16 protein-coding genes are annotated in these 18,715 nt (G+C 67.1%); 12 read left to right on the top strand and 4 right to left on the bottom strand.

The genetic code is table 11. From position 1 onward, the window contains the following. Positions 1 to 41: 41 nt before the first annotated feature. Positions 42 to 560, bottom strand: coding sequence for a pyridoxamine 5'-phosphate oxidase family protein (locus LGY53_RS02685; protein ID WP_305082701.1), 519 nt, complete (start codon positions 558 to 560; stop codon positions 42 to 44). 130 nt (positions 561 to 690) lie between these two features. Between LGY53_RS02685 and LGY53_RS02690 the strand changes: the two genes are divergently transcribed. Together LGY53_RS02690 and LGY53_RS02695 are read left to right on the top strand one after the other, a co-directional pair. After that, entirely contained in the window at positions 691 to 1,122 is a 432-nt protein-coding gene (locus tag LGY53_RS02690) for an MmpS family transport accessory protein (protein WP_225725667.1), read from the top strand. A 193-nt stretch (positions 1,123 to 1,315) separates the two neighbouring features. Continuing rightward, positions 1,316 to 2,254 (top strand): hypothetical protein, encoded by a 939-nt coding sequence (locus tag LGY53_RS02695; protein ID WP_225725020.1) that lies wholly within the window; start codon positions 1,316 to 1,318, stop codon positions 2,252 to 2,254. A gap of 12 nt (positions 2,255 to 2,266) precedes the next feature. Here LGY53_RS02695 and LGY53_RS02700 read toward each other — a convergent pair whose 3' ends face one another. After that, the gene (locus LGY53_RS02700; protein WP_225725021.1) at positions 2,267 to 2,899 is read right to left on the bottom strand and encodes a TetR/AcrR family transcriptional regulator; all 633 of its coding nucleotides are present in this window, start codon (positions 2,897 to 2,899) and stop codon (positions 2,267 to 2,269) included. A gap of 69 nt (positions 2,900 to 2,968) precedes the next feature. On the opposite strand from LGY53_RS02700, the gene LGY53_RS02705 reads away from it, so the two are divergent. From LGY53_RS02705 to LGY53_RS02720, 4 genes are read left to right on the top strand one after another with little or no spacing between them, the layout of a single operon-like run. Further along, positions 2,969 to 4,519, top strand: a complete 1,551-nt coding sequence (locus LGY53_RS02705; RefSeq protein ID WP_225725022.1) for an NAD(P)/FAD-dependent oxidoreductase — start codon at positions 2,969 to 2,971, stop codon at positions 4,517 to 4,519. Further along, the gene (locus tag LGY53_RS02710; RefSeq protein WP_225725023.1) at positions 4,500 to 5,387 is read left to right on the top strand and encodes an SDR family oxidoreductase; all 888 of its coding nucleotides are present in this window, start codon (positions 4,500 to 4,502) and stop codon (positions 5,385 to 5,387) included. The genes LGY53_RS02705 and LGY53_RS02710 overlap by 20 nt, the downstream gene beginning before the upstream one ends. Positions 5,388 to 5,405: 18 nt before the next feature. Next, positions 5,406 to 6,329, top strand: coding sequence for an alpha/beta hydrolase (locus LGY53_RS02715; RefSeq protein ID WP_225725024.1), 924 nt, complete (start codon positions 5,406 to 5,408; stop codon positions 6,327 to 6,329). A gap of 53 nt (positions 6,330 to 6,382) precedes the next feature. Beyond that, the gene (locus LGY53_RS02720) at positions 6,383 to 8,173 is read left to right on the top strand and encodes a long-chain fatty acid--CoA ligase (RefSeq protein ID WP_225725025.1); all 1,791 of its coding nucleotides are present in this window, start codon (positions 6,383 to 6,385) and stop codon (positions 8,171 to 8,173) included. 55 nt (positions 8,174 to 8,228) lie between these two features. Here the strand turns inward: LGY53_RS02720 and LGY53_RS44030 are convergent, their stop codons facing one another. Continuing rightward, positions 8,229 to 8,969, bottom strand: a complete 741-nt coding sequence (locus LGY53_RS44030; protein WP_225725026.1) for an IclR family transcriptional regulator — start codon at positions 8,967 to 8,969, stop codon at positions 8,229 to 8,231. A gap of 116 nt (positions 8,970 to 9,085) precedes the next feature. Here LGY53_RS44030 and dhaK point away from each other — a divergent pair, with 116 nt between their 5' ends. The 6 genes from dhaK (at position 9,086) to LGY53_RS02755 (ending at position 17,132) form a co-directional block, all read left to right on the top strand. After that, positions 9,086 to 10,087 (top strand): dihydroxyacetone kinase subunit DhaK, encoded by a 1,002-nt coding sequence (dhaK, locus tag LGY53_RS02730; protein ID WP_225725027.1) that lies wholly within the window; start codon positions 9,086 to 9,088, stop codon positions 10,085 to 10,087. Between the two features lie 2 nt (positions 10,088 to 10,089). Then, entirely contained in the window at positions 10,090 to 10,710 is a 621-nt protein-coding gene (gene dhaL / locus LGY53_RS02735) for a dihydroxyacetone kinase subunit DhaL (RefSeq protein WP_225725028.1), read from the top strand. Then, positions 10,707 to 13,913, top strand: a complete 3,207-nt coding sequence (gene ptsP / locus LGY53_RS02740) for a phosphoenolpyruvate--protein phosphotransferase (RefSeq protein WP_225725029.1) — start codon at positions 10,707 to 10,709, stop codon at positions 13,911 to 13,913. Before dhaL ends, ptsP begins: the two co-directional genes overlap by 4 nt. Positions 13,914 to 13,994: 81 nt before the next feature. Beyond that, positions 13,995 to 14,687: a hypothetical protein gene (locus tag LGY53_RS02745; RefSeq protein WP_225725030.1), complete on the top strand. Its 693-nt coding sequence runs from the start codon at positions 13,995 to 13,997 to the stop codon at positions 14,685 to 14,687. A gap of 70 nt (positions 14,688 to 14,757) precedes the next feature. Beyond that, complete coding sequence (locus tag LGY53_RS02750; protein WP_225725031.1) at positions 14,758 to 16,431, top strand: molybdopterin-dependent oxidoreductase; 1,674 nt, start codon at positions 14,758 to 14,760, stop codon at positions 16,429 to 16,431. A 272-nt stretch (positions 16,432 to 16,703) separates the two neighbouring features. After that, a complete protein-coding gene (locus LGY53_RS02755) occupies positions 16,704 to 17,132 on the top strand; it encodes a hypothetical protein (protein ID WP_225725032.1) in 429 nt (142 codons plus the stop codon). Positions 17,133 to 17,177: 45 nt separating this feature from the next. On the opposite strand, the gene LGY53_RS02760 is transcribed toward LGY53_RS02755, so the two are convergent. Continuing rightward, positions 17,178 to 18,656 carry a DHA2 family efflux MFS transporter permease subunit gene (locus LGY53_RS02760; RefSeq protein WP_225725033.1) on the bottom strand — a complete coding sequence of 493 codons (1,479 nt, stop codon included), beginning with the start codon at positions 18,654 to 18,656 and terminating at the stop codon, positions 17,178 to 17,180. Positions 18,657 to 18,715: the final 59 nt, after the last annotated feature.

The following is an 18,715-nucleotide window of genomic DNA, read 5'->3' on the forward strand; positions in this document are numbered from 1 at the left end:
TCCGAACGCGATTCGGCCCGGCGTTTTCGTTGTATGGGCCGCTATCCGAAGCGCCAGTGGGTGGCGCCGTGGGGTTCGGTGAGGGCGAGGGCGGCGGCGGTTTGTGGGGTGAAGCGGTAGAGGTGCCAGGGGGCGGGGCCTGCGCTTTGGGCGCTGTAGGGGGCGGTGATGGCGTCGCCGGCGCGTTCGGCGGGCCAGCCGAGACGGCGGTAGGTCGCGGTGACCTGGTCGAGTTCGTCGGGGTCGACGGTGCGATGCGCTTCGCCCTCGAGGACGAGGTCTACGTCCGGAAAACGGAATGACAAGGTGCACTGCGGGTTCGCGGCCAGATCACGCGACTTCCGGGTGCCGGGACCACTGGTGAAATACAGGTGCGCACCGTACAGCGCAACCCCGATACCCGCCGAATGCGGCCGCCCACCCGCACCGACCGTACCGAGAAATTGCGGCGTCTCAGGCAGACCGACACCCGCCTCGATGGCCTGCACGACGCGGCTCCACGGAAGCTCCGCATCACCGTAGATATTGAGATCACGGGCCGAGATCGGTTCGGGCAACATCATTTCCTCCTGTGGGGCCGGGTACCTCGAAATGACCACGCCCCCGTTCCCACCTGGACAGTATCCGCCTCCCCCTCCGCCACGAAAGCGCCGAATTCGGCCGTGGGTTGTACTGGGTGTCATCGTGCTCATGTTCGGCGGATGCTTCTCGCTGATCCAGACGGCCAATTCACCCTCGCCGACCCCCGCAACGACGCAGGCCCCAGCGCCCGCTGGCGATCCCATCGCCAACGGCGCGGTCACGACCACGACAATCCCGCCGCTGACGCCGAAGGCACCGACAAAGGCCGGGAAGAGCATCGTCTATGAGGTCATCTCGGATGCCGAGCTGTCTACGGTGACCTACTACAACGAGGTGTCCGATATTCAACAGGAGACCGATGTCTCCGCACCGTGGACCAAGACCGTCGTGAACAACTCCACCTATGTCATCGCCGGTCTGGGCGCCCAAACCAACGGCATATCCGTCACATGCCGAATCACGGTGGACGGCAAGGTCAAGGATGAGCAGACGGCCACCGGCAAATACGCGGTTGTGAATTGCACGGCGCCAATGTTCTGAGCGGCAACGGACGGCTTCCACACCCCGCATTCGAATGGAGCACACGATGCGGGGTGTTCAGCTTGGACACTGGGCGCGGGAAAACGAAGCGGCGAGTCGGACGGCTGTTCAACTGTTGTGCACAGGGCCGGAGTTATGCACATTTGGCGATGATGGGGTGGTTTGAGGGGGCGGGAGCGGCGACGATCTGGGGGTGGACATTCCGATACCGGTTTCTCGGCGGGCGGCGCTCGCGGATGGGTTTACCGACTATGAGCTACGCGGGAGGGGGTGGCAGCGGGTGCGGCGCGGGCATTACATCGATGCCGCGCGGGCACAGGGGTTGGATCGGGTTCAGCGGCATCTGGTCGCCGTTCATGCCGCGATGGCGGCGGCGAGTTCGGATGCGTTCGTTTCCCATATATCGGCGGCCGTCGCGCATGAGTTGACGGTCTGGTCGGTGCCGATGAGTCGGGTGCACGTCACGCGGAATCGCGAGTCGGGTGGGCGGATCCGGCGGCAGACGGTGGTGCATACCGGGCGGATCGAGCCGGACGAGTGGCTGGAGATCGGCGGTATCCCGGTGACGTCGGTCGCTCGTACCGTGGTCGACATCGCGCGCACCGAACCGTTCGAACAGGCTGTTGTGGTTGGCGATTCGGCGTTACGTGCGGGCAAGACCACCCGGGGCGAGCTGCTGGATCAGCTCGAACGGGCCAGTCGCCGGATCGGTACGCCGGCGGCCAGGCGGGTGTTGAGCTTTCTCGACGGTCGCGCGGAGGGTATCGGCGAGTCGAGAAGCCGTGTCGCTCTGCATAATTCAGGCATACCGAAACCGGAGCTCCAGGCATGGATCATCGATACGAACGGCTCGCCGGTCGGCCGAGCCGACTTCCTCTGGCCCGAGTTGGGCATAGTCGGCGAATTCGATGGAAACATCAAGTACCACAAGGAGTTGCGCGGCGAACACACCACCGAACAAGTGGAGAAATGCGGCGAAGATGCGCTGCGGGCGCTCGGCTGGTGCGTGGTGCGCTGGACTTGGGCCGAACTCACCGATCCCGAACCACTCCGCACCCGAATCCGAGCCGCGGCCGAAATCTCCCGCACCGCACCACGACTCGGCACCTGGCAGCCCTCACCGCGCCGTTGATACGGCGAGCCCTCACCCCCGCAGCGCGGCAGCCAGCTCGGGATTCAACGAAAGAGCAAGGGCCAGTAAGGATTCGACCAGCAGATCGATCAGCGAGGCGCGGGGAATCGGCTCACTGCGGAGCCAGGTGAGCGTGGTTTCCTCGACGAAGGCGATCCAGCCGCGCATGGCCAGCTTCAGGCGGGGCTGGTCGGCGGCAGCGGATACGGGCGCCTCGGTGAGGATGATGCCGATGATGGTGTCGCGGGTCTGATCCACCAGGCCGAGGAGTTCGGGACTGGTGCTGGCCGGTCCACGCAACAGCGCCGTGTACGGGGCGCGGTTCTCGCCGACGTAGTCGACGTAGCGGGCGATGGAGTCGCGCAGCATCTTCGGGATCGGCAGGCTCCGGTCCGGCGCGATCCGTTCCAGCAGCTGCCCATTGGCGTGCTGGACGATGGCGAGCTGGAAATCCTGTTTGGTCGGGAAGTAGTGGAACAGCAGCCCGCGGGAGATGCCGGCCTGTTCGGCGATTTCGCTGATGGAGATGTCTTCCAACGCGCGATCGCCGAGCATTTCGACGCCGAGGGTGATCAGCTGGAGCCGGCGTTCTTCCGGGCTCAACCGAACCCGTCTGCCGTTTTCTCCAGCACCACGCCCACTCATGCCGACAAGCTTACTGAACACTAGTCAATACTGTTGACCACTGCTCAATAAGCCCGTACCCTCGGGTACATGAGTCGCAAGGTTACAGACAATGCTGTCGGCAACCGCCCGACCCGACATGCCAAGACGATCATCATCGGCAGCGGTTTCGCGGGTCTGGGTCTGGCCATCCGACTGGCTCAGCAGGGCCGCACCGATTTCCTGGTACTGGAGCGCGGCAGCGAGGTCGGCGGTACATGGCGCGACAACACCTACCCGGGTGCGGCGTGCGATGTGCCCTCGCACCTGTACTCGTACTCGTTCGCGTTGAACCCGAACTGGTCCCGCTCGTTCTCCAAGCAGGGCGAGATCCAGGAGTACATCCGCGGTGTCGCCAAGCGCCACCGGGTGCTGGACAAGCACATCTTCGACTGCGACGTCACCGCGGCGCGCTGGAATGATGCCGCCGCGCACTGGGAGATCGAATCCAGCCGGGGCAGCTTCACCGCCGAAACCGTGGTCTCCGCGGTCGGCGCGCTGTGCGAGCCCGCACTCCCGGATATCAAGGGCATCAACGCCTTCGAGGGCCAGATCTGCCATTCGGCGCGCTGGAATCACGACGCCGACCTGACCGGCAAGCGGGTCGCCATCATCGGCACCGGCGCGTCGGCCATTCAGATCGTCCCGTCCATCGCGCCGAAGGTCGCCCACCTGGACGTCTACCAGCGGACGGCGCCGTGGCTGCTGCCGCGCATGGACCGCCCGTACCTGCTGCCCGAACGGCTCGCGTTCAAGTATCTGCCCGGCATGCAACGACTTTCGCGCGCGGCGATCTACGCGATAAGAGAAACCCAGGTGGTGGGCCTCGCGAAATTCCCGCCGCTGATGCAGGCCTTCGAACTGGTCGCCAAGGCGAAATTGCGCGCCGAGATCCACGATCCGGAATTGCGCGCGAAGGTCACCCCGAACTTCCGCATCGGCTGCAAGCGGATGCTGATCTCCAACGACTACTACCCGGCGCTGAGCCGCGACAATGTCGACGTGGTCACCGACGGCATCCGCGAGATCCGCGCCCACTCGGTGGTCACCAAGGACGGCACCGAACGCGATATCGACGCGCTGATCGTGGCCACCGGCTTCCATGTCACCGATTCGCCGACGTACAACACCATCTCCGGGCGCGACGGCCGCACCCTGGCCGAAGTTTTCGACGAAATCGGCCAGCAGGGTTACAAGGGTTCGGCGATCAACAACTTCCCGAATATGTTCTTCCTGCTCGGCCCGAATGTCGGCCTCGGACACACCTCGATGATCTACATGATCGAATCGCAGATCAACTACATCGCCGACGCGCTGGCCACCGTCGACCGGATGGGCTTGCGCACGGTGGAGGTGCGCCGCGAGGTGCAGGACGCCTACAACCGGGACCTGCGGCGCAAGATGGCCAACAGCGTCTGGATGAACGGCGGCTGCTCCAGTTGGTACCTCGACAAGCACGGCAACAACACCACGCTCTGGCCGGATTTCACCTTCGAATTCCGTAGGCTGACCAAGAAATTCGACGTGACCGCCTATGACACGACCACCGTCGCGTCTCGACCCGAATTGAAAGTGGTGGCAGATGAGCACAGCATCGCGTAGCGATTCCATCGGGGGTGGTGGCCGGGCGACGGGTGGGCGCAAAGATGCTTACTTCAGGGGCAAGGTCTGTGTGATCACCGGTGCCGGGTCCGGCATCGGTCGCGCGCTGGCCGAGAATCTTGCCCGCCGCGGCGCCAAACTGGCGCTCTCGGATATCGATAAGGAGGGCCTCGCCGAAACCGTGCGGCGCTGCGAAAAGTTCGGCGCCGAGGTGAAATCCGATCGGCTCGATGTCGCCGAGCGTGAGGCCGTGCTGCTTTACGCGGACGAGGTCAAAAAGCATTTCGGCGTCGTGCACCAGATCTACAACAACGCCGGTATCGCCCACTACGGCGACGTGATGAAGTCCTCGTTCAAGGACGTCGAGCGGATCATGGACGTCGACTTCTGGGGAGTCGTCAACGGCACCAAGGCTTTTCTGCCGTACCTGGTGGAATCCGGCGCCGGACATGTGGTGAACGTGTCCAGCCTGTTCGGCATCATCGCCATTCCGGGGCAGTCCGCGTACAACGCGGCGAAGTTCGCGGTGCGCGGCTTCACCGAGGCGCTGCGCCAGGAGATGCTGGTCGAGAAGGCGCCGGTGAAGGTCACCTGTGTGCATCCGGGCGGTATCAAGACCGCGGTCGCGCGCAACTCCACGGTGGTCGAGGGCGTCGATCAGCGAAGCGCGGCAGCACTTTTCGACAAGTATCTGGCGATCCACACCCCCGAGATGGCGGCCGAGACCATCACCGAGGGCGTCCGCAAGGGGCACGGCCGGGTGTTGATCGGCTGGGAGGCCCGGCTGCTCGACGCGCTCGTGCGCACCACCGGGGCCGGATATCACCGGCTCGTCGCCTTCACCACCCGGGGTTTCTTACCTCGGTAATAGATCGAAAGAAAACCCATGCGCGACATCGCCCTTCCATTGCCGGTCGCCAAGGCGGTGCTGCGTCCGATCTACGGGGTGACGCTGAACAAGCGGCTCCCGTGGCGGACGCAGCGCCTGCTGCTCGAATTGAGTTCGCGTGCACAGCCCGTGCCGAGCGGAACCGTCGTGCACAAGCTCCGGCTCGGCGGCAGACCCGCCGAACGGCTCACCGCGGGGTCCCGTGTCCCGGACGCGGCGATCCTCTACCTGCACGGCGGCGGCTATGCGGTGGGTTCACCACTGACGCACCGCTCGATGACCGCCCGGTTGGCCCGCGAAACCGATTGCGCCGTATACGCTCTCGACTATCGACTGGCCCCGGAGCATCCGTTCCCCGCCGCACTGGACGACGCCGAGGCGGCCTTCGCCGAACTCGTCGCCATCGGCTATCCGCCGGAACGCATTGCCATCGCCGGTGATTCGGCGGGCGGCGGGTTGGCGCTGGCCACCGCGCAGCGCCTGATCGCCGAGCATGATCAAACGCCTGCCGCGCTCGGACTGATCGCACCGTGGACCGACCCGAACGAAATCCCGTCGGGTGAGCGCGATCTGGTGATCAACAAGGGCTGGTCGCGGGCCTGCGCCGCCGCCTACCTCGGCGAAAATCCCAGCACCGCAGCGGGTTACGCACCGCTGCACGGCAGGCTGGCCGGACTGCCGCCGACGTATGTGCAGGTGGACGTCAGCGAACTGCTGCACGGCCAGTGCGTCACCTTCGTCGCGGCGCTGCGGGCGGCCGGTGTTCCCGTGCGCTTCACCGAGAGCCGCGGCCTGTGGCATGTCGCGCAGATCCAGGCGGCGCTGGTGACCGGGGCCGCCGCGGCGCTGAGCGAACTCGCCGAATTCCTCCGGGACGCCGTCCACCCCGTGAACAGGAGGTCCGACCAGGCGGCCCGGTGATAGGTGTCGTAGATTACTGGTGGGTAAACCATACGTGGAAGGGCACCGCACCGATGCGAGAGTTCGAAGTTCCGGCTTCTTACACCATCCCCGAAGACGCCAACATGTCCGACGGTGCCTTCCGGCACGCCGAGCAGACCCCGGGGCTGGTCGTGTTCAACAAGCCCGACGGTAAGGGCGGCTGGACCGATATCACCGCCAAGGAGTTCGCGGCGACGGTCACCGGTGTGGCCAAGGGTTTCATCGCGGCCGGGATCGAGCTCGGTGACCGGGTCGCCATCCTGGCGCCCACCCAGTACGAGTGGGTCGTGCTGGACTTCGCCATCTGGGCCGCGGGCGGCTGCACCGTCGCGATCTACGACAGCTCATCGGCCGAGCAGGCCAAGTGGATCCTGCAGGACTCCGGGACCAAGCTGCTGATCGTCGAGAACGCCAAGCACCGCGCCACCATCTCCGAAATCGAGGGCGACCTGCCCGCGCTGCGCGAGACGCTGCTGCTGGAGAAGGGCGCTATCGCGGACCTGACCGCCCGCGGCGCCGACCTCGACGACCAGGTCGTGCACGACCGTCGCGCCCAGGTGAAGGCGGCATCGCCCGCCACCCTCATCTACACCTCGGGCACCACCGGCCGCCCGAAGGGCGTGATGCTCTCGCACGCCAACATGTACGCGGAATCGGCCGCGGACCGCTCGGCCATGTCGGAATTCCTGCGGCCCGGCAACAAGTCGCTGCTGTTCCTGCCGCTGGCGCACGTCTTCGCCCGCGCGGTCGCGCTCGCCGCCTTCGACGCCGGTGTCACCGTCGCGCACAGCGCCGACTGGTCGACGCTGGTCGAGCAGTTCGGCGCGTACAAGCCGGACTTCATCCTCTCGGTGCCCCGGGTATTCGAGAAGGTCTTCAACGCCGCGAAGCAGAAGGCGCACGACGGCGGCAAGGGCAAGATCTTCGACGCGGCGGCCGATACCGCCGTCGCCTACAGCGAGGCGCTGCAGTCGGGCGGTCCCGGCCTGGTGCTCAAGCTCAAGCACGCACTGTTCGACCGGTTGGTCTTCGGCAAGCTGCGTGAGGCGCTGGGCGGGCGCTGCCTGTCCGCGGTGTCCGGCGGCGGGCCGCTCGGCGCGCGGCTGGGTCATTTCTTCCGCGGCGCGGGCGTCACCATCTACGAGGGCTACGGCCTGACCGAGAGCACCGCCGCGTTCTCGGTGAACACCCCCAAGCACATTCGGGTCGGCACCGTCGGCCGCCCGCTGCCCGGTCACGCCGCCGCGGTCGCCGAGGACGGTGAGCTGCTGCTGCGCGGCCCGGTGGTGTTCAACGGCTACTGGGGCAATGCGGAGGCCACCGAGGACGCGTTCGCCGACGGCTGGTTCAAGACCGGTGACCTGGGCGCCATCGATGACGAGGGCTTCATCACCATCACCGGCCGCAAGAAGGAGATCATCGTCACCGCGGGCGGTAAGAACGTCTCCCCCGGCATGCTGGAGGACGATCTGCGCACCGCCCCGCTGATCAGCCAGGTCATGGTGGTCGGCGACGGGGAACCGTTCATCGCCGCGCTCATCACCCTCGACCCGGAGGCGCTGCCCGGCTGGAAGGAACGCAACAACGTCGCGGTCGACACCCCCATCGAGCAGCTGATCGAGAACCCGGCGCTGGTCGCGGAGATCAACGCCGCGGTCGCCGAGGCGAACAAGAAGGTCTCGCATGCCGAGGCGATCAAGAAGATCCGCATCCTGCCGGTCGATTGGACGCAGGAGACCGGTGAGCTGACGCCGAAGATGTCGCTCAAGCGCGCGGTGGTCATGAAGAAGTACGCCGACGAGGTCGCCAAGATCTACAGCTGAGTTCGCTTGCGGCACAACGGCCCGTCCTCAATTAGGGGGCGGGCCGTTGTCGTCGCTACGGCAGCACCGGCCACTTGGCCGAGCCGAGTTCGCGGGAGATGGTCCGCGCGGTGGCGCGCACCGCGTCGACGATATCGGGGGTGGCGGGCCAGTCGGCGGTCGGCAGCACCACGCCGACAGCGCCGACGGCCGCACCGGTGCGATCGAATATCGCTCCCGCGATGGAGGATTCGCCGAGGACCGCCTCGTCCCGCTCGTAGGCGAGCCCGGATTCCCGTACCGCGGTGAGGGATTCGGCGAGCACATCGGGCGCGATGATCGTCTCCCCCGTCATGCTGCGCAGCGGGCCCGGGTCGGCAGGCGGGTGGAAGGCCAGCACCGCTTTGCCCAAAGCGCTTGCGTGCGCGGGTATTTCGATGCCGAGCTCGGGCATCTGGCGGCTGCCGTCCTGGCGCGGCTCGTGGTGGATGATCACCACATCGTCACCGAACAGCACGCCGACCCGCACGGCGAGACCGGTGCGGCGCGCCAATTCGTGTGCCCAGGTGAGTGATCGGGCACGCAGGTCGAGCGTATCCAGGTAGACATTGCCGAGCCGCAGCACCGCTGGCCCGAGCTGATAGCGCCCGCCGCCGCGCTCCTGCACCACCACACCGTGCGCGGCCAACGTCCGGACGATGCCGTGCACCGTCGTCGCGGGCAGCCCGAGTTCGGCGGCCAATTCCGACAGCGTCATGCGCCGCGCGCCCTGCAGCGCGAACAGGATCCGCACCGCCCGATCCACCGACTGGATCACGCCGCCTCCTTCCCGAGGGCTTGTGACCTAAGCAACACCAACGTATTCTACGAATTAGATTCGACATTATCGAATGGCATTCGAAAATACCTTTGGGCCGATCGAGGACACCGACGATGAAGAAACTGATCAACGATCCCACCGAGGTGGTGGACGACGCGCTCGCCGGGATGGCGGCCGCCCACCCGGAGCTGCGGATCGACGAGAAGAACCGGCTCGTCCTGCGCGCCGAACCGCCGAAACCGGGCAAGGTCGGACTGGTGTCCGGCGGCGGCTCCGGACACGAACCGCTGCACGGCGGCTTCGTCGGGTACGGCATGCTCGACGCCGCCTGCGCCGGTGAGGTTTTCACCTCGCCGGTGCCGGACCAGATCCTCGCCGCCACCACCGCCGTCGACGCGGGCGCGGGGGTGCTGCACATCGTGAAGAACTACACCGGCGACGTGATGAACTTCGATATGGCCGCCGAACTCGCCGCCGCCGAAACCGGCGGCGAGGTGGTCGCCGTCGTGGTGAACGACGATGTCGCCGTACAGGACAGCCTCTACACCGCGGGGCGGCGCGGCGTCGGCGGCACCGTGCTGGTGGAGAAGATCGCGGGCGCCGCGGCCGAACAGGGGCGTTCGCTCGCCGAGGTCGCCGCGGTAGCGCGCACCGTCAACGAGAACTCGCGCAGCATGGGTATGGCGCTCACCTCGTGCACCGTCCCGGCCGCCGGTAAACCCACCTTCCAACTCGGCGACGGCGAAATGGAGATCGGCGTCGGCATACACGGCGAACCGGGGCGCGAACGGGTGCCGCTCGCGCCCGCCCGCGCGGTCGCGGAAATGCTGGTCGCGCCGATTCTGTCGGATCTGCCGTTCCGCCAAGGGGATTCGGTGATCTGCTTCGTGAACGGGATGGGCGGCACCCCGCTCATCGAGCTGTACGTGATGTACAACGAGGTCGCCCGTCTCCTGCGCGGACACGGCATCGAGGTGGCGCGCTCGCTCGTCGGCCCGTACATCACCTCGCTGGAGATGGCGGGCTGTTCGGTGACGCTCACCAAGATCGACGACGAACTGCTGCGGCTCTGGGACGCGCCGGTCCGCACGCCCGCGCTGCGCTGGGGGATGTGACCATGAACGTCATCGATCCTGTTGCCTGGGTCCGCGAATTCGCCGCGCTGATCGACGAAAATGCCGACACGCTAACCGAATTGGATGCCGCCATCGGCGACGCCGACCACGGAAGCAATATGCGGCGCGGCACCGCGGCGGTGGTGGCGGCCTTCGCCGAGGCCGAACCCGATTCCGCGGCAGCGGCACTCAAGCAGACCAGCATGGTGCTGATCCGCAGTGTCGGCGGGGCGAGCGGACCGCTCTACGGCACCTTCTTCCTCCGGTTCGCCGCCGCCGTCGGCCAGGACGGCGTCGACGCGCCGACCTTCGCGAAGGCGTTCCGCGCCGGGCTCGACGGCGTCGTCGCCCGCGGCAAGGCCGAGGCGGGCGACAAGACAATGTTCGACGCGCTCGCCCCCGCCGCCGACGCGTTCGACGAAAAGCTCGCCGCGGGAGGCGAATTCGCCGACGCACTGGATGCCGCGCTGGTCGCGGCCGAGGCCGGGCGGGACGCGACCATTCCGCTGCAGGCGCGCAAGGGACGCGCCTCGTATTTGGGTGAACGCAGTGTCGGCCACCAGGATCCCGGCGCGACCAGCGCGGCCCTACTGGTGCGCGCGGCACGGCGGGCGCTGCGATGATCGGCATCGTCGTCGTCTCGCACAGCCGTCCGCTGGCGCGCGCCGCCGTCGCGCTGGCCGCCGAAATGCAGGGTGAACGGCCGGTGCGGGTGGAAATCGCGGCCGGACTCGACGAAGAGACCCTCGGCACCGACGCCGTCGCGGTCGCGGACGCGATCGACGCCGCCGACTCCGGCGACGGCGTACTCCTGCTGATGGATCTGGGCAGCGCGGTACTGTCGGCCGAACTCGCCATCGATCTGCTGGAATCCCCGCATGAGGTGAAGCTTTGCGCCGCACCGATTGTCGAGGGGCTGGTGGCGGCCGTGGTCACCGCGGGCAGCGGGGCCTCGCTCGATGAGGTCGCGGCCGAGGCGGATAGTGCTTTGCTGGGCAAGCGGTCTCAGCTCGGCGTGGGCGGGCAGACGCAACCGGCTACTCCCGAACAGGACACACATCCTCGACCAGGTGGCGAGGAAAAGCCGAGCGGCCAACCCCAACCAGCCGCAAACGCCACCCCCGAACAGGACACACACCCTCGGCCAGGCGGCGAAGAAAAGCCGAGCGGCCAACCGCAACCAGCCGCAGACGTTACGCCGGGGCAGGACACACGCCTCCGGCCCAGTGCCGAGTCGGGCGAGCACAATCCGTTCGTCACGAATTCTGGTGCACAGCAGGACAATTCGATAAAGCGGACCACCGTGGTTGTACGCAACGAGCACGGGCTGCACGCACGCCCCGCAGCACGATTGGTAGCCGCATTGCGCGGCATCGACACAGATGTCCGGTTGCGCAACCTGACCACCGGCGCCGGACCGATCTCGGGCCGCAGCCTCACCAAAATCGCCGCACTCGGCGTGCTCGCCGGACACGAAATCGAGGTCAGCGCAACCGGCCCCGACGCGGCAACCGCGATCGACCGGATACGCGCACTCGCCGATCGCTGGTTCGACGAAGAACCCACCGAGGCCAAGCGCAATGCCTCGCACACCAGAGCAACCGAATCGGCCCGTCCCGCAACAGCATCGCCCGGCGCCGCATCCGGGTCGTTCCACGCGGCCGAGCCGACCGACTCCGCCGCCGACCCATCCGGTGCCGTACCAACGGATTACCAGCCCGGACAGTCCGCCGCGCCCGTCGGCACGTCCAGTGCGTTCAACAACGCACCGGGATCGATCCGAACCACCCCCGAACCCACTGACCACAGCGGTTTGCCCACCGAACAATCCGTTGCGACACCAGCCGATCGCGAGCCAGGGCAGCCTGCCACAACCGTGAGCGCGCCCGCATCCAGCGACGCATCGGAATCGATCCGAACCACCCCTGAATCCGCCGACCACCCCGGCTCGATTGCCGAACAACCCGGTGCCGCACCAACCGATAGCGAGTCGGCACGGTCCGCCGCATCCCGAAGCGCACCTCGCTCGACCCGTCCCGCAACAGGATCGAACCGGGTCACTCCCGAAGTCCCGGCGAGCACACAGGGCGGAATCGAATCCGGGGGCAGCGCAAGCGAACCGACGGATGCGGGCGATTCGCGGACGCCAGGCACCGAGCTCGAGGATCGGCGGACCGGACCGTACCCGGCCTCGGCTGGGATCGGCATCGGGCCCGTATGGCACCTGGCCACAACGGAATTCACGCTGCCCGAGCGTCCGGTGGGCCCACCGGTGGATGAGCAACGGGCGCTCGATGATGCCATCGGCCGGGTGCGCGAGCAGCTTGTGGCGGATATCGCGCGCGGCGGCGGTCGTTCTCCTGAGGCCGATATCTTCGAAGCCCATCTGATTCTGCTCGACGACGAGGAACTGTCCGATGAGGTGCGGCGGCGGATTGCCGACGGTGCACCGGCGGCCACCGCGTTCGCTGCGGTATTCGAGGACGCCGCAGTGGAATTGGCGCGGCTGCCGGATGAGTATCAGCGGGCGCGGGCTGCGGATGTGCGTGCGGTGCGGGATCAGGTGCTGGCGATGCTGCTCGGGCAAGCGAGCGAGATCGTCACCCGCCCAGGCATTCTCGTGGCCGCCGATCTGACACCAGGGCAGCTGGCGGCATTGGACCGGTCGCTGCTGGACGGAATCGTGCTGGCCCAGGGCAGCCCGACCGCGCACAGCGCGATCCTGGCCCGTTCGAAGGGTATTCCGGCCGTGGTCGGCGCGGGCGCGGAAGTGCTGCGGATTCCGGCGGACACCGTTGTCGCGCTCGACGGTGGAAGCGGTCGGCTGGTGGTCGCGCCCGAGCCATCGGTACTCGCCGAATTCGAAACGCGCGCACGCGAACAGGATGAGCGGCGACGCGCGGCCGAGGCGGCGGCGCAGGAGCGGGCCGTCACCGAGAACGGCACCGAAATCCATGTCGCCGCCAATGTCGGCAGCGTCGCCGATGCGGTCGACGCGGTGCGCGCGGGGGCCGATCTCGCCGGGCTGGTGCGCACCGAATTCCTGTTCCTCGGCCGCGAACACGCGCCGACGGTCGCCGAGCAGACCGAGGTCTACCGGGAGTTGGCGAAGGTTTTCGACGGCCGCCGGATCATCCTGCGCACCCTCGACGTCGGCGGCGACAAACCGCTGCCCTACATCGACCAGCGACCGGAGGCCAACCCGTTCCTCGGGCTGCGCGGCATCCGGCTCGCGCTGGCCCACCCGGACCTGTTGCGCGACCAGTTGCGGGCCGTCGCCGCGGTGGCCGCCGACCATCCGGTGAGCGTCATGTTCCCGATGGTCACCGGGCTGGACGAACTCCAGGCGGCCCGTCAGATTCTGAATGACGTTACCCCGCAGTATCTTTCGCTGGAGATCGGGATAATGATCGAGGTGCCCGCTGCCGCGGCGAAGGCGGCGGTGCTCGCCGAATACGTCGACTTCTTCAGCATCGGCACCAATGATCTGACCCAGTACGCCATGGCCGTCGACCGCGGCAACGACACCATCGCGGCGCTGGCCGACCCGCTGGATCCCGGGGTGCTGCGCCTGATCGATCTGGTGTGCCGGGGCGCCGGGGACACCAGGGTCGCGGTATGCGGTGAGATCGCCGCCGATCCGGCCGCGGTGCCGCTGCTGCTCGGTCTGGGCGTCACCGAACTCAGCGTCGCCCCGCCCGCCGTCGCCATGGTCAAGGCACAGGTACGCACGCTCGATACGACGAGGTGCGGGGCGCTCGCGCGGGAGGCACTCGGCTGCGAATCGGCCGCCCAGGTGCGCAGGCTGGTGCGTCGACAGCCGTAGGGGTTCGAAACACCCTGCGGCCGAATATGTTCCGGCGGCAATAGCCGAAAACCGGTGTGCGCGCACCACGGGCGGCGTTGAATGGACGGCATCGTCGAGAGCCAGGAGGCCGCCGAGATGACCGGTTCCGCACGCGAATTGCTCGATGAGATCCAGACCGAGCTCGCACCCCAGGACGAGGACAATCGACTCGTGCCGCTGATCGTCGCGGGCAAGGCCCCGCGCGCGGTGTTCGCGGCGATCGCCACCGAGGAACATCGGATCACCGGCAGCGACTGGCGCAGTTTCCACGCGCTGGCCGCATGGGCGGATGAGCCGAACGCACGCGCGTTCTTCGGCGCGCTGGCCCCCGGTGAGCAACAGGCGCTCGGCATGATCGATGAGCTGCTTGCGGCGGCCGGGCCGGATCCGGGCCGGCAGCGCCCGCGCGCGGGCTGCCAGGCATATCCGGCGTTCATGGCGTGGCTGGCGCTCAATGCCGAATCGGCGGCGGCCGCGGCCGGAATCTTCGCCAACTTCAACGCCTTCGGGCGCTATTGCAAGAATGTCGCGGCCGGGATGCGCGAGCATTACGGCTTCGACGACAAGGCCTGCGCGTTCTTCGATTTCTTCGCCGCCGACGTGCCGGAGATCGAACAGCAGGCGCTCGCCGCGATCCAGGCCGGACTGGATTCCGGGCGGCTGATCCGCGCCGACGCGCACCTGTACGCCCGGCTGTTCCAGAGCTACGAACTGATGTTCTGGAATACCCTCGCCGACGAATTCGGCGGCTGAGGCGAGCCCGCCGGGCCGCGTCATCGAATGGTCACATTCATCGGCCCGGCTCGGCACTACGCTCGAATCCATGGCCGAACTGCGACTTCGGGTGCTCGCCGGGCTGGTATCGGCCGGACTCACCCTCGGCATCGCCGAACTGCTGTCGGCACTGTTCGGTCCCGACAGCGAACCGCTGAACGTGCTCGGCCGCACGGTGGTCGACGGCACGCCGTCCGGCCTGCGCGAGTGGGCCATCTCCTCCTTCGGCACCCACGACAAGACCGTGCTCTATCTGAGCATGGCGGTAGTCGCCGTACTCGCCGCCGGACTGATCGGCGCCATCGAGCGCACCACCCGTGCCGCGGGCACCATCCTGCTCGTCGCCTTCGGTCTGCTGACCGCGCTGTTCGCGGCCAACCGAGCCGGATTGAGCGCCGCACTGCCGATCGTCATCGGGGTAATCGCGGGCGGCTATGCCCTGCGCGCGATCACCACACGCATCGATGCCGCCGAGGCCACGCAAAACGCCTCCGCAACACCAGCATCCGCCCAACCGATCGGAAACAGTTCCGCCACAACCGAATCGGCAAGCCATACCGCCGACCCCGACCAACCTCCGACCGACGACGAATCCGCCGCGCACGATGCGGCGACATCCCAGACTTCGACGGCCACGTCACCAGCGGACACCTCCGTTGAACGCCGAAAGATTCTGCGCGGCATAGGAATTACCGCAGCAATCGCCCTCACCGCAGGAGTCGGCGGACGGGTGTTCGCGGCCGCCCGGCGCAATGTTTCCGGCGAGCGGGCGGCGGTGCAACTGCCGACGCCGAGCGGACCGCCCGCGCCGATCGATCCGAACAGCGATCTGCGGGTTCCGGGTCTGACGCCGTATCTCACCGCGAATTCCGATTTCTATCGGATCGACACGGCCCTGCTCGTCCCGCAGGTATCGGTCGACGACTGGTCGCTGCGCATCCACGGTCTTGTCGATCGCGAAATCCGTTACAGCTGGGCAGATTTGGCGAAGCGGCAGCCGATCGAGCGACTGGTGACGCTGACCTGCGTCTCGAATCCGGTCGGCGGCGATCTGGTCGGTAACGCCCGCTGGCTCGGCTATCGCCTCGACGAAATGCTGGCCGAGGCGGGCGTGCATCCGGACGCCGATATGGTGCTATCGCACAGCGTGGACGGTTTCACCGCGGGCAGCCCGCTCGCGGCGCTGACCGACGGCCGCGACGCCATCTTGGCGGTCGGCATGAACGGCGAACCGCTGCCCATCGAGCACGGCTACCCGGCCCGCCTGGTCGTCCCCGGCCTCTACGGCTATGTCTCCGCCACGAAATGGGTTACCGAGCTGGAGATTACGCGTTTCGACCGCGCCAGCGCCTATTGGACGAAGCGCGGCTGGTCCGCCAAGGGACCCATCAAAACCGGCACCCGCATCGACACTCCGGGCTCCCGCGCGCGCCTGAAGTCCGGCCGCGTCCAGGTGGCGGGCGTCTCCTGGGCGCAGCATCGCGGCATCCGCGCCGTCGAGGTACAGATCGACGACGGCGACTGGCAGCAGGCCCGCCTGGCCGCCGACCAGTCCATCGACACCTGGCGCCAATGGGTCTTCGACTGGGATGCCACCCCCGGGGCCCACACTATCCGCGCCCGCGCCACCGACGGCACCGGCCAACCCCAAACCGCCGCCCGCGCCGACGTAATCCCCGACGGCGCAACGGGTTACCCATCCATCACCGTCCAGGTCTCCTGACCCGATCAGTTCGGGGTCGGTACCGTCGACACATCGCCCGAGATCATTTCCTGATTACACGACATCAGTACCGCACTCGGTACCCCCACCCATCGGCGGGAACAAAATACGATGTGGCACTGAGGCTTCCCGAACCTGATTTATTGAATCGGCCGGAGACCTGTTGTCGTGCATGGATATAAGCGGTATGCATAGGAGAAGGTGACGTGTCGGGTCAACGGATTACGACGGCATTTGAACTCAGAGCTCTATTAGGCTCCGCGCTAGGTGCATTGGCCATCGCCGGCGCTACCGCGGCAGGGCCCACCGCGCATGCGGATCCGGTTGGTGGCGGCTGCTACGGCGGGACTCTGAACGTCAGGGGTGTGGCGGATTTTCGGCAGAACTTCCTCGGCGCGGTGACCAACTGCGCCGGCCCTGCCCTGCCCGGCATCATCGCCGGCTCCGTCGATGTGACAACGGTGAATGCGATCCAGAACGGCTTGTTCGCCCCTTCGCTGCCCCTGAACGGGGTAATTCGGTGGTCCAATGGTGAGACCAGCGACGTATCCGGAGCGAAGTCCCAGGAGACGCGGCTACGTCTTCGCTTCGACCTGAACATCACCGGCGGCCCGGGGGCTGGCGGCAGGCTCACCCTCGTCGCGGTGAAACCGGATGAGGACAGCAGCACTTACACGGTCTTGACCGCGAACTTCGCCTAGCATCCCGTGCCCCGCAAGCCGATTCAGCTTGCGGGGCCACAGGTTTCAGTGGGCGAAGGTATCCGCCTTGACCGGCGCGTCCTGCTTACCGCTGGCGGACTTGCCGTGCTGGACGAACAGCGCCGACGCGATGACGCCGATCAACAGCACCCCTGCCGGGAGGAGCAGGGACTGCCCCAGTGCCGTGCTGAAGGGATCCTTGATGAATTCCGGCATGGTCATATGCGCGGCGCCCGCCTCGCTGATCTTGCCGCCGCCGAGACCGTTGGCGGTGAGGCGGGCCGAGATCAGGGAGCTGATGGCGGCGCTGCCGAGCACCGAGCCGACCTGACGAGTGGTGTTGTAGATGCCCGCGCCCGCACCGGCCTGCTGCACCGGCAGGTTGTGGGTGGCGGTGCTGGCCAGCGGCGCCCAGATGCAGGCGTTCGCCACACCGGCCACCGCGGCCGCCACCAGGAACCAGCCGATCGACGCGTGCGGCTTCATCAGCGCCGCGAACCAGAACACCGAGGCGGCGTAGAGCGCGAATCCGATGGTCGGCACGATGCGCGGGTGCAACCGGTCGGCGGCCTTGCCGATAACCGGCGCGAGCACACCGGTGATGATCGCCATCGGCGCGAACACCAGCGCCGACTTGGTCGGCGACATATCGCGGACGCCCTGCAGGAAGAAGTACGAGGGCACCATCATCGAGGTGACCGCGGCGCCCATGGCGGCGATGGCGACGCTGGACAGCGCGAAATTGCGGTCCTTGAACAGTCCGAGCGGCACCAGCGGTTCACCGGTGCTGCGCGACTGGTAGTACACGAACCCGACGAGCACGAGCACACCGGCCGCGATCAGCGCCCAGATCACGCCGTCCCAGTCGCGGGTGTTGCCCTCCTGAATTCCGAAGACCAGCAAGAACATTCCGAGCGCGCTGAGCACGACGCCGGGGATATCGAATTTGTGCGGATGCGTCGGCAGCGCGGGCACCAGCCACATCGCCAACCCGAACGCGATGACGCCGATCGGCACGTTGACGTAGAAAATCCATTCCCAGCCGAGCCCGTCGACCAGCACACCGCCGAGGATCGGGCCGACCAGCGTCGCCAGGCCCGCGACACCACCCCACAGCCCCATGGCCGCACCGCGCCGGTCCGGCGGGAAGGTGCGGGTGATCACGGCCATGGTCTGCGGCGTCATCAGCGCGGCGCCGAGGCCCTGCACGGCGCGCGCGGCGATCAGCATGTCGATCGACCTCGAAAGACCGCACCACAGCGATGCCGCGGTGAAAACCGTCAGGCCGATCAGGTAGAGGTTCTTGGGTCCATAGCGGTCACCGAGCCGCCCGGTGACCAGCAGCGGCACCGCATAGGTGAGCAGGTAGGCGCTGGTGACCCAGATGACCTTGTTGATATCGGTCTGCAGGCTGGTCATGATCGCCGGATTCGCGACGGCGACGATGGTCATGTCCAGCAGGATCATGAAGAAGCCGACGACAAGCGCGAACAGCGCCAGCCACGGATTGCGTTGAGTGGACATGGGTTCGGTTCCTTGTCTGGGATCTACTCGGCGAAGTACGAACTGATCGGTATGTGTGC

It is taken from the genome of Nocardia sp. JCM 34519.1 (genome assembly GCF_020361265.1).
In the GTDB taxonomy this organism is placed as follows: Bacteria; Actinomycetota; Actinomycetes; order Mycobacteriales; family Mycobacteriaceae; genus Nocardia; species Nocardia arthritidis_A.

Bases quoted from the DNA above. Each gene is read 5' to 3' on its own strand.
- LGY53_RS02685 (WP_305082701.1), bottom strand. From the start codon at position 560: ATGTTGCCCGAACCGATCTCGGCCCGTGATCTCAATATCTACGGTGAT.
- LGY53_RS02690 (WP_225725667.1), top strand. From the start codon at position 691: ATGTTCGGCGGATGCTTCTCGCTGATCCAGACGGCCAATTCACCCTCG.
- LGY53_RS02700 (WP_225725021.1), bottom strand. From the start codon at position 2,899: ATGAGTGGGCGTGGTGCTGGAGAAAACGGCAGACGGGTTCGGTTGAGC.
- LGY53_RS02705 (WP_225725022.1), top strand. From the start codon at position 2,969: ATGAGTCGCAAGGTTACAGACAATGCTGTCGGCAACCGCCCGACCCGA.
- LGY53_RS02710 (WP_225725023.1), top strand. From the start codon at position 4,500: ATGAGCACAGCATCGCGTAGCGATTCCATCGGGGGTGGTGGCCGGGCG.
- LGY53_RS02715 (WP_225725024.1), top strand. From the start codon at position 5,406: ATGCGCGACATCGCCCTTCCATTGCCGGTCGCCAAGGCGGTGCTGCGT.
- LGY53_RS02720 (WP_225725025.1), top strand. From the start codon at position 6,383: ATGCGAGAGTTCGAAGTTCCGGCTTCTTACACCATCCCCGAAGACGCC.
- dhaK (WP_225725027.1), top strand. From the start codon at position 9,086: ATGAAGAAACTGATCAACGATCCCACCGAGGTGGTGGACGACGCGCTC.
- dhaL (WP_225725028.1), top strand. From the start codon at position 10,090: ATGAACGTCATCGATCCTGTTGCCTGGGTCCGCGAATTCGCCGCGCTG.
- ptsP (WP_225725029.1), top strand. From the start codon at position 10,707: ATGATCGGCATCGTCGTCGTCTCGCACAGCCGTCCGCTGGCGCGCGCC.
- LGY53_RS02745 (WP_225725030.1), top strand. From the start codon at position 13,995: ATGGACGGCATCGTCGAGAGCCAGGAGGCCGCCGAGATGACCGGTTCC.
- LGY53_RS02750 (WP_225725031.1), top strand. From the start codon at position 14,758: ATGGCCGAACTGCGACTTCGGGTGCTCGCCGGGCTGGTATCGGCCGGA.
- LGY53_RS02760 (WP_225725033.1), bottom strand. From the start codon at position 18,656: ATGTCCACTCAACGCAATCCGTGGCTGGCGCTGTTCGCGCTTGTCGTC.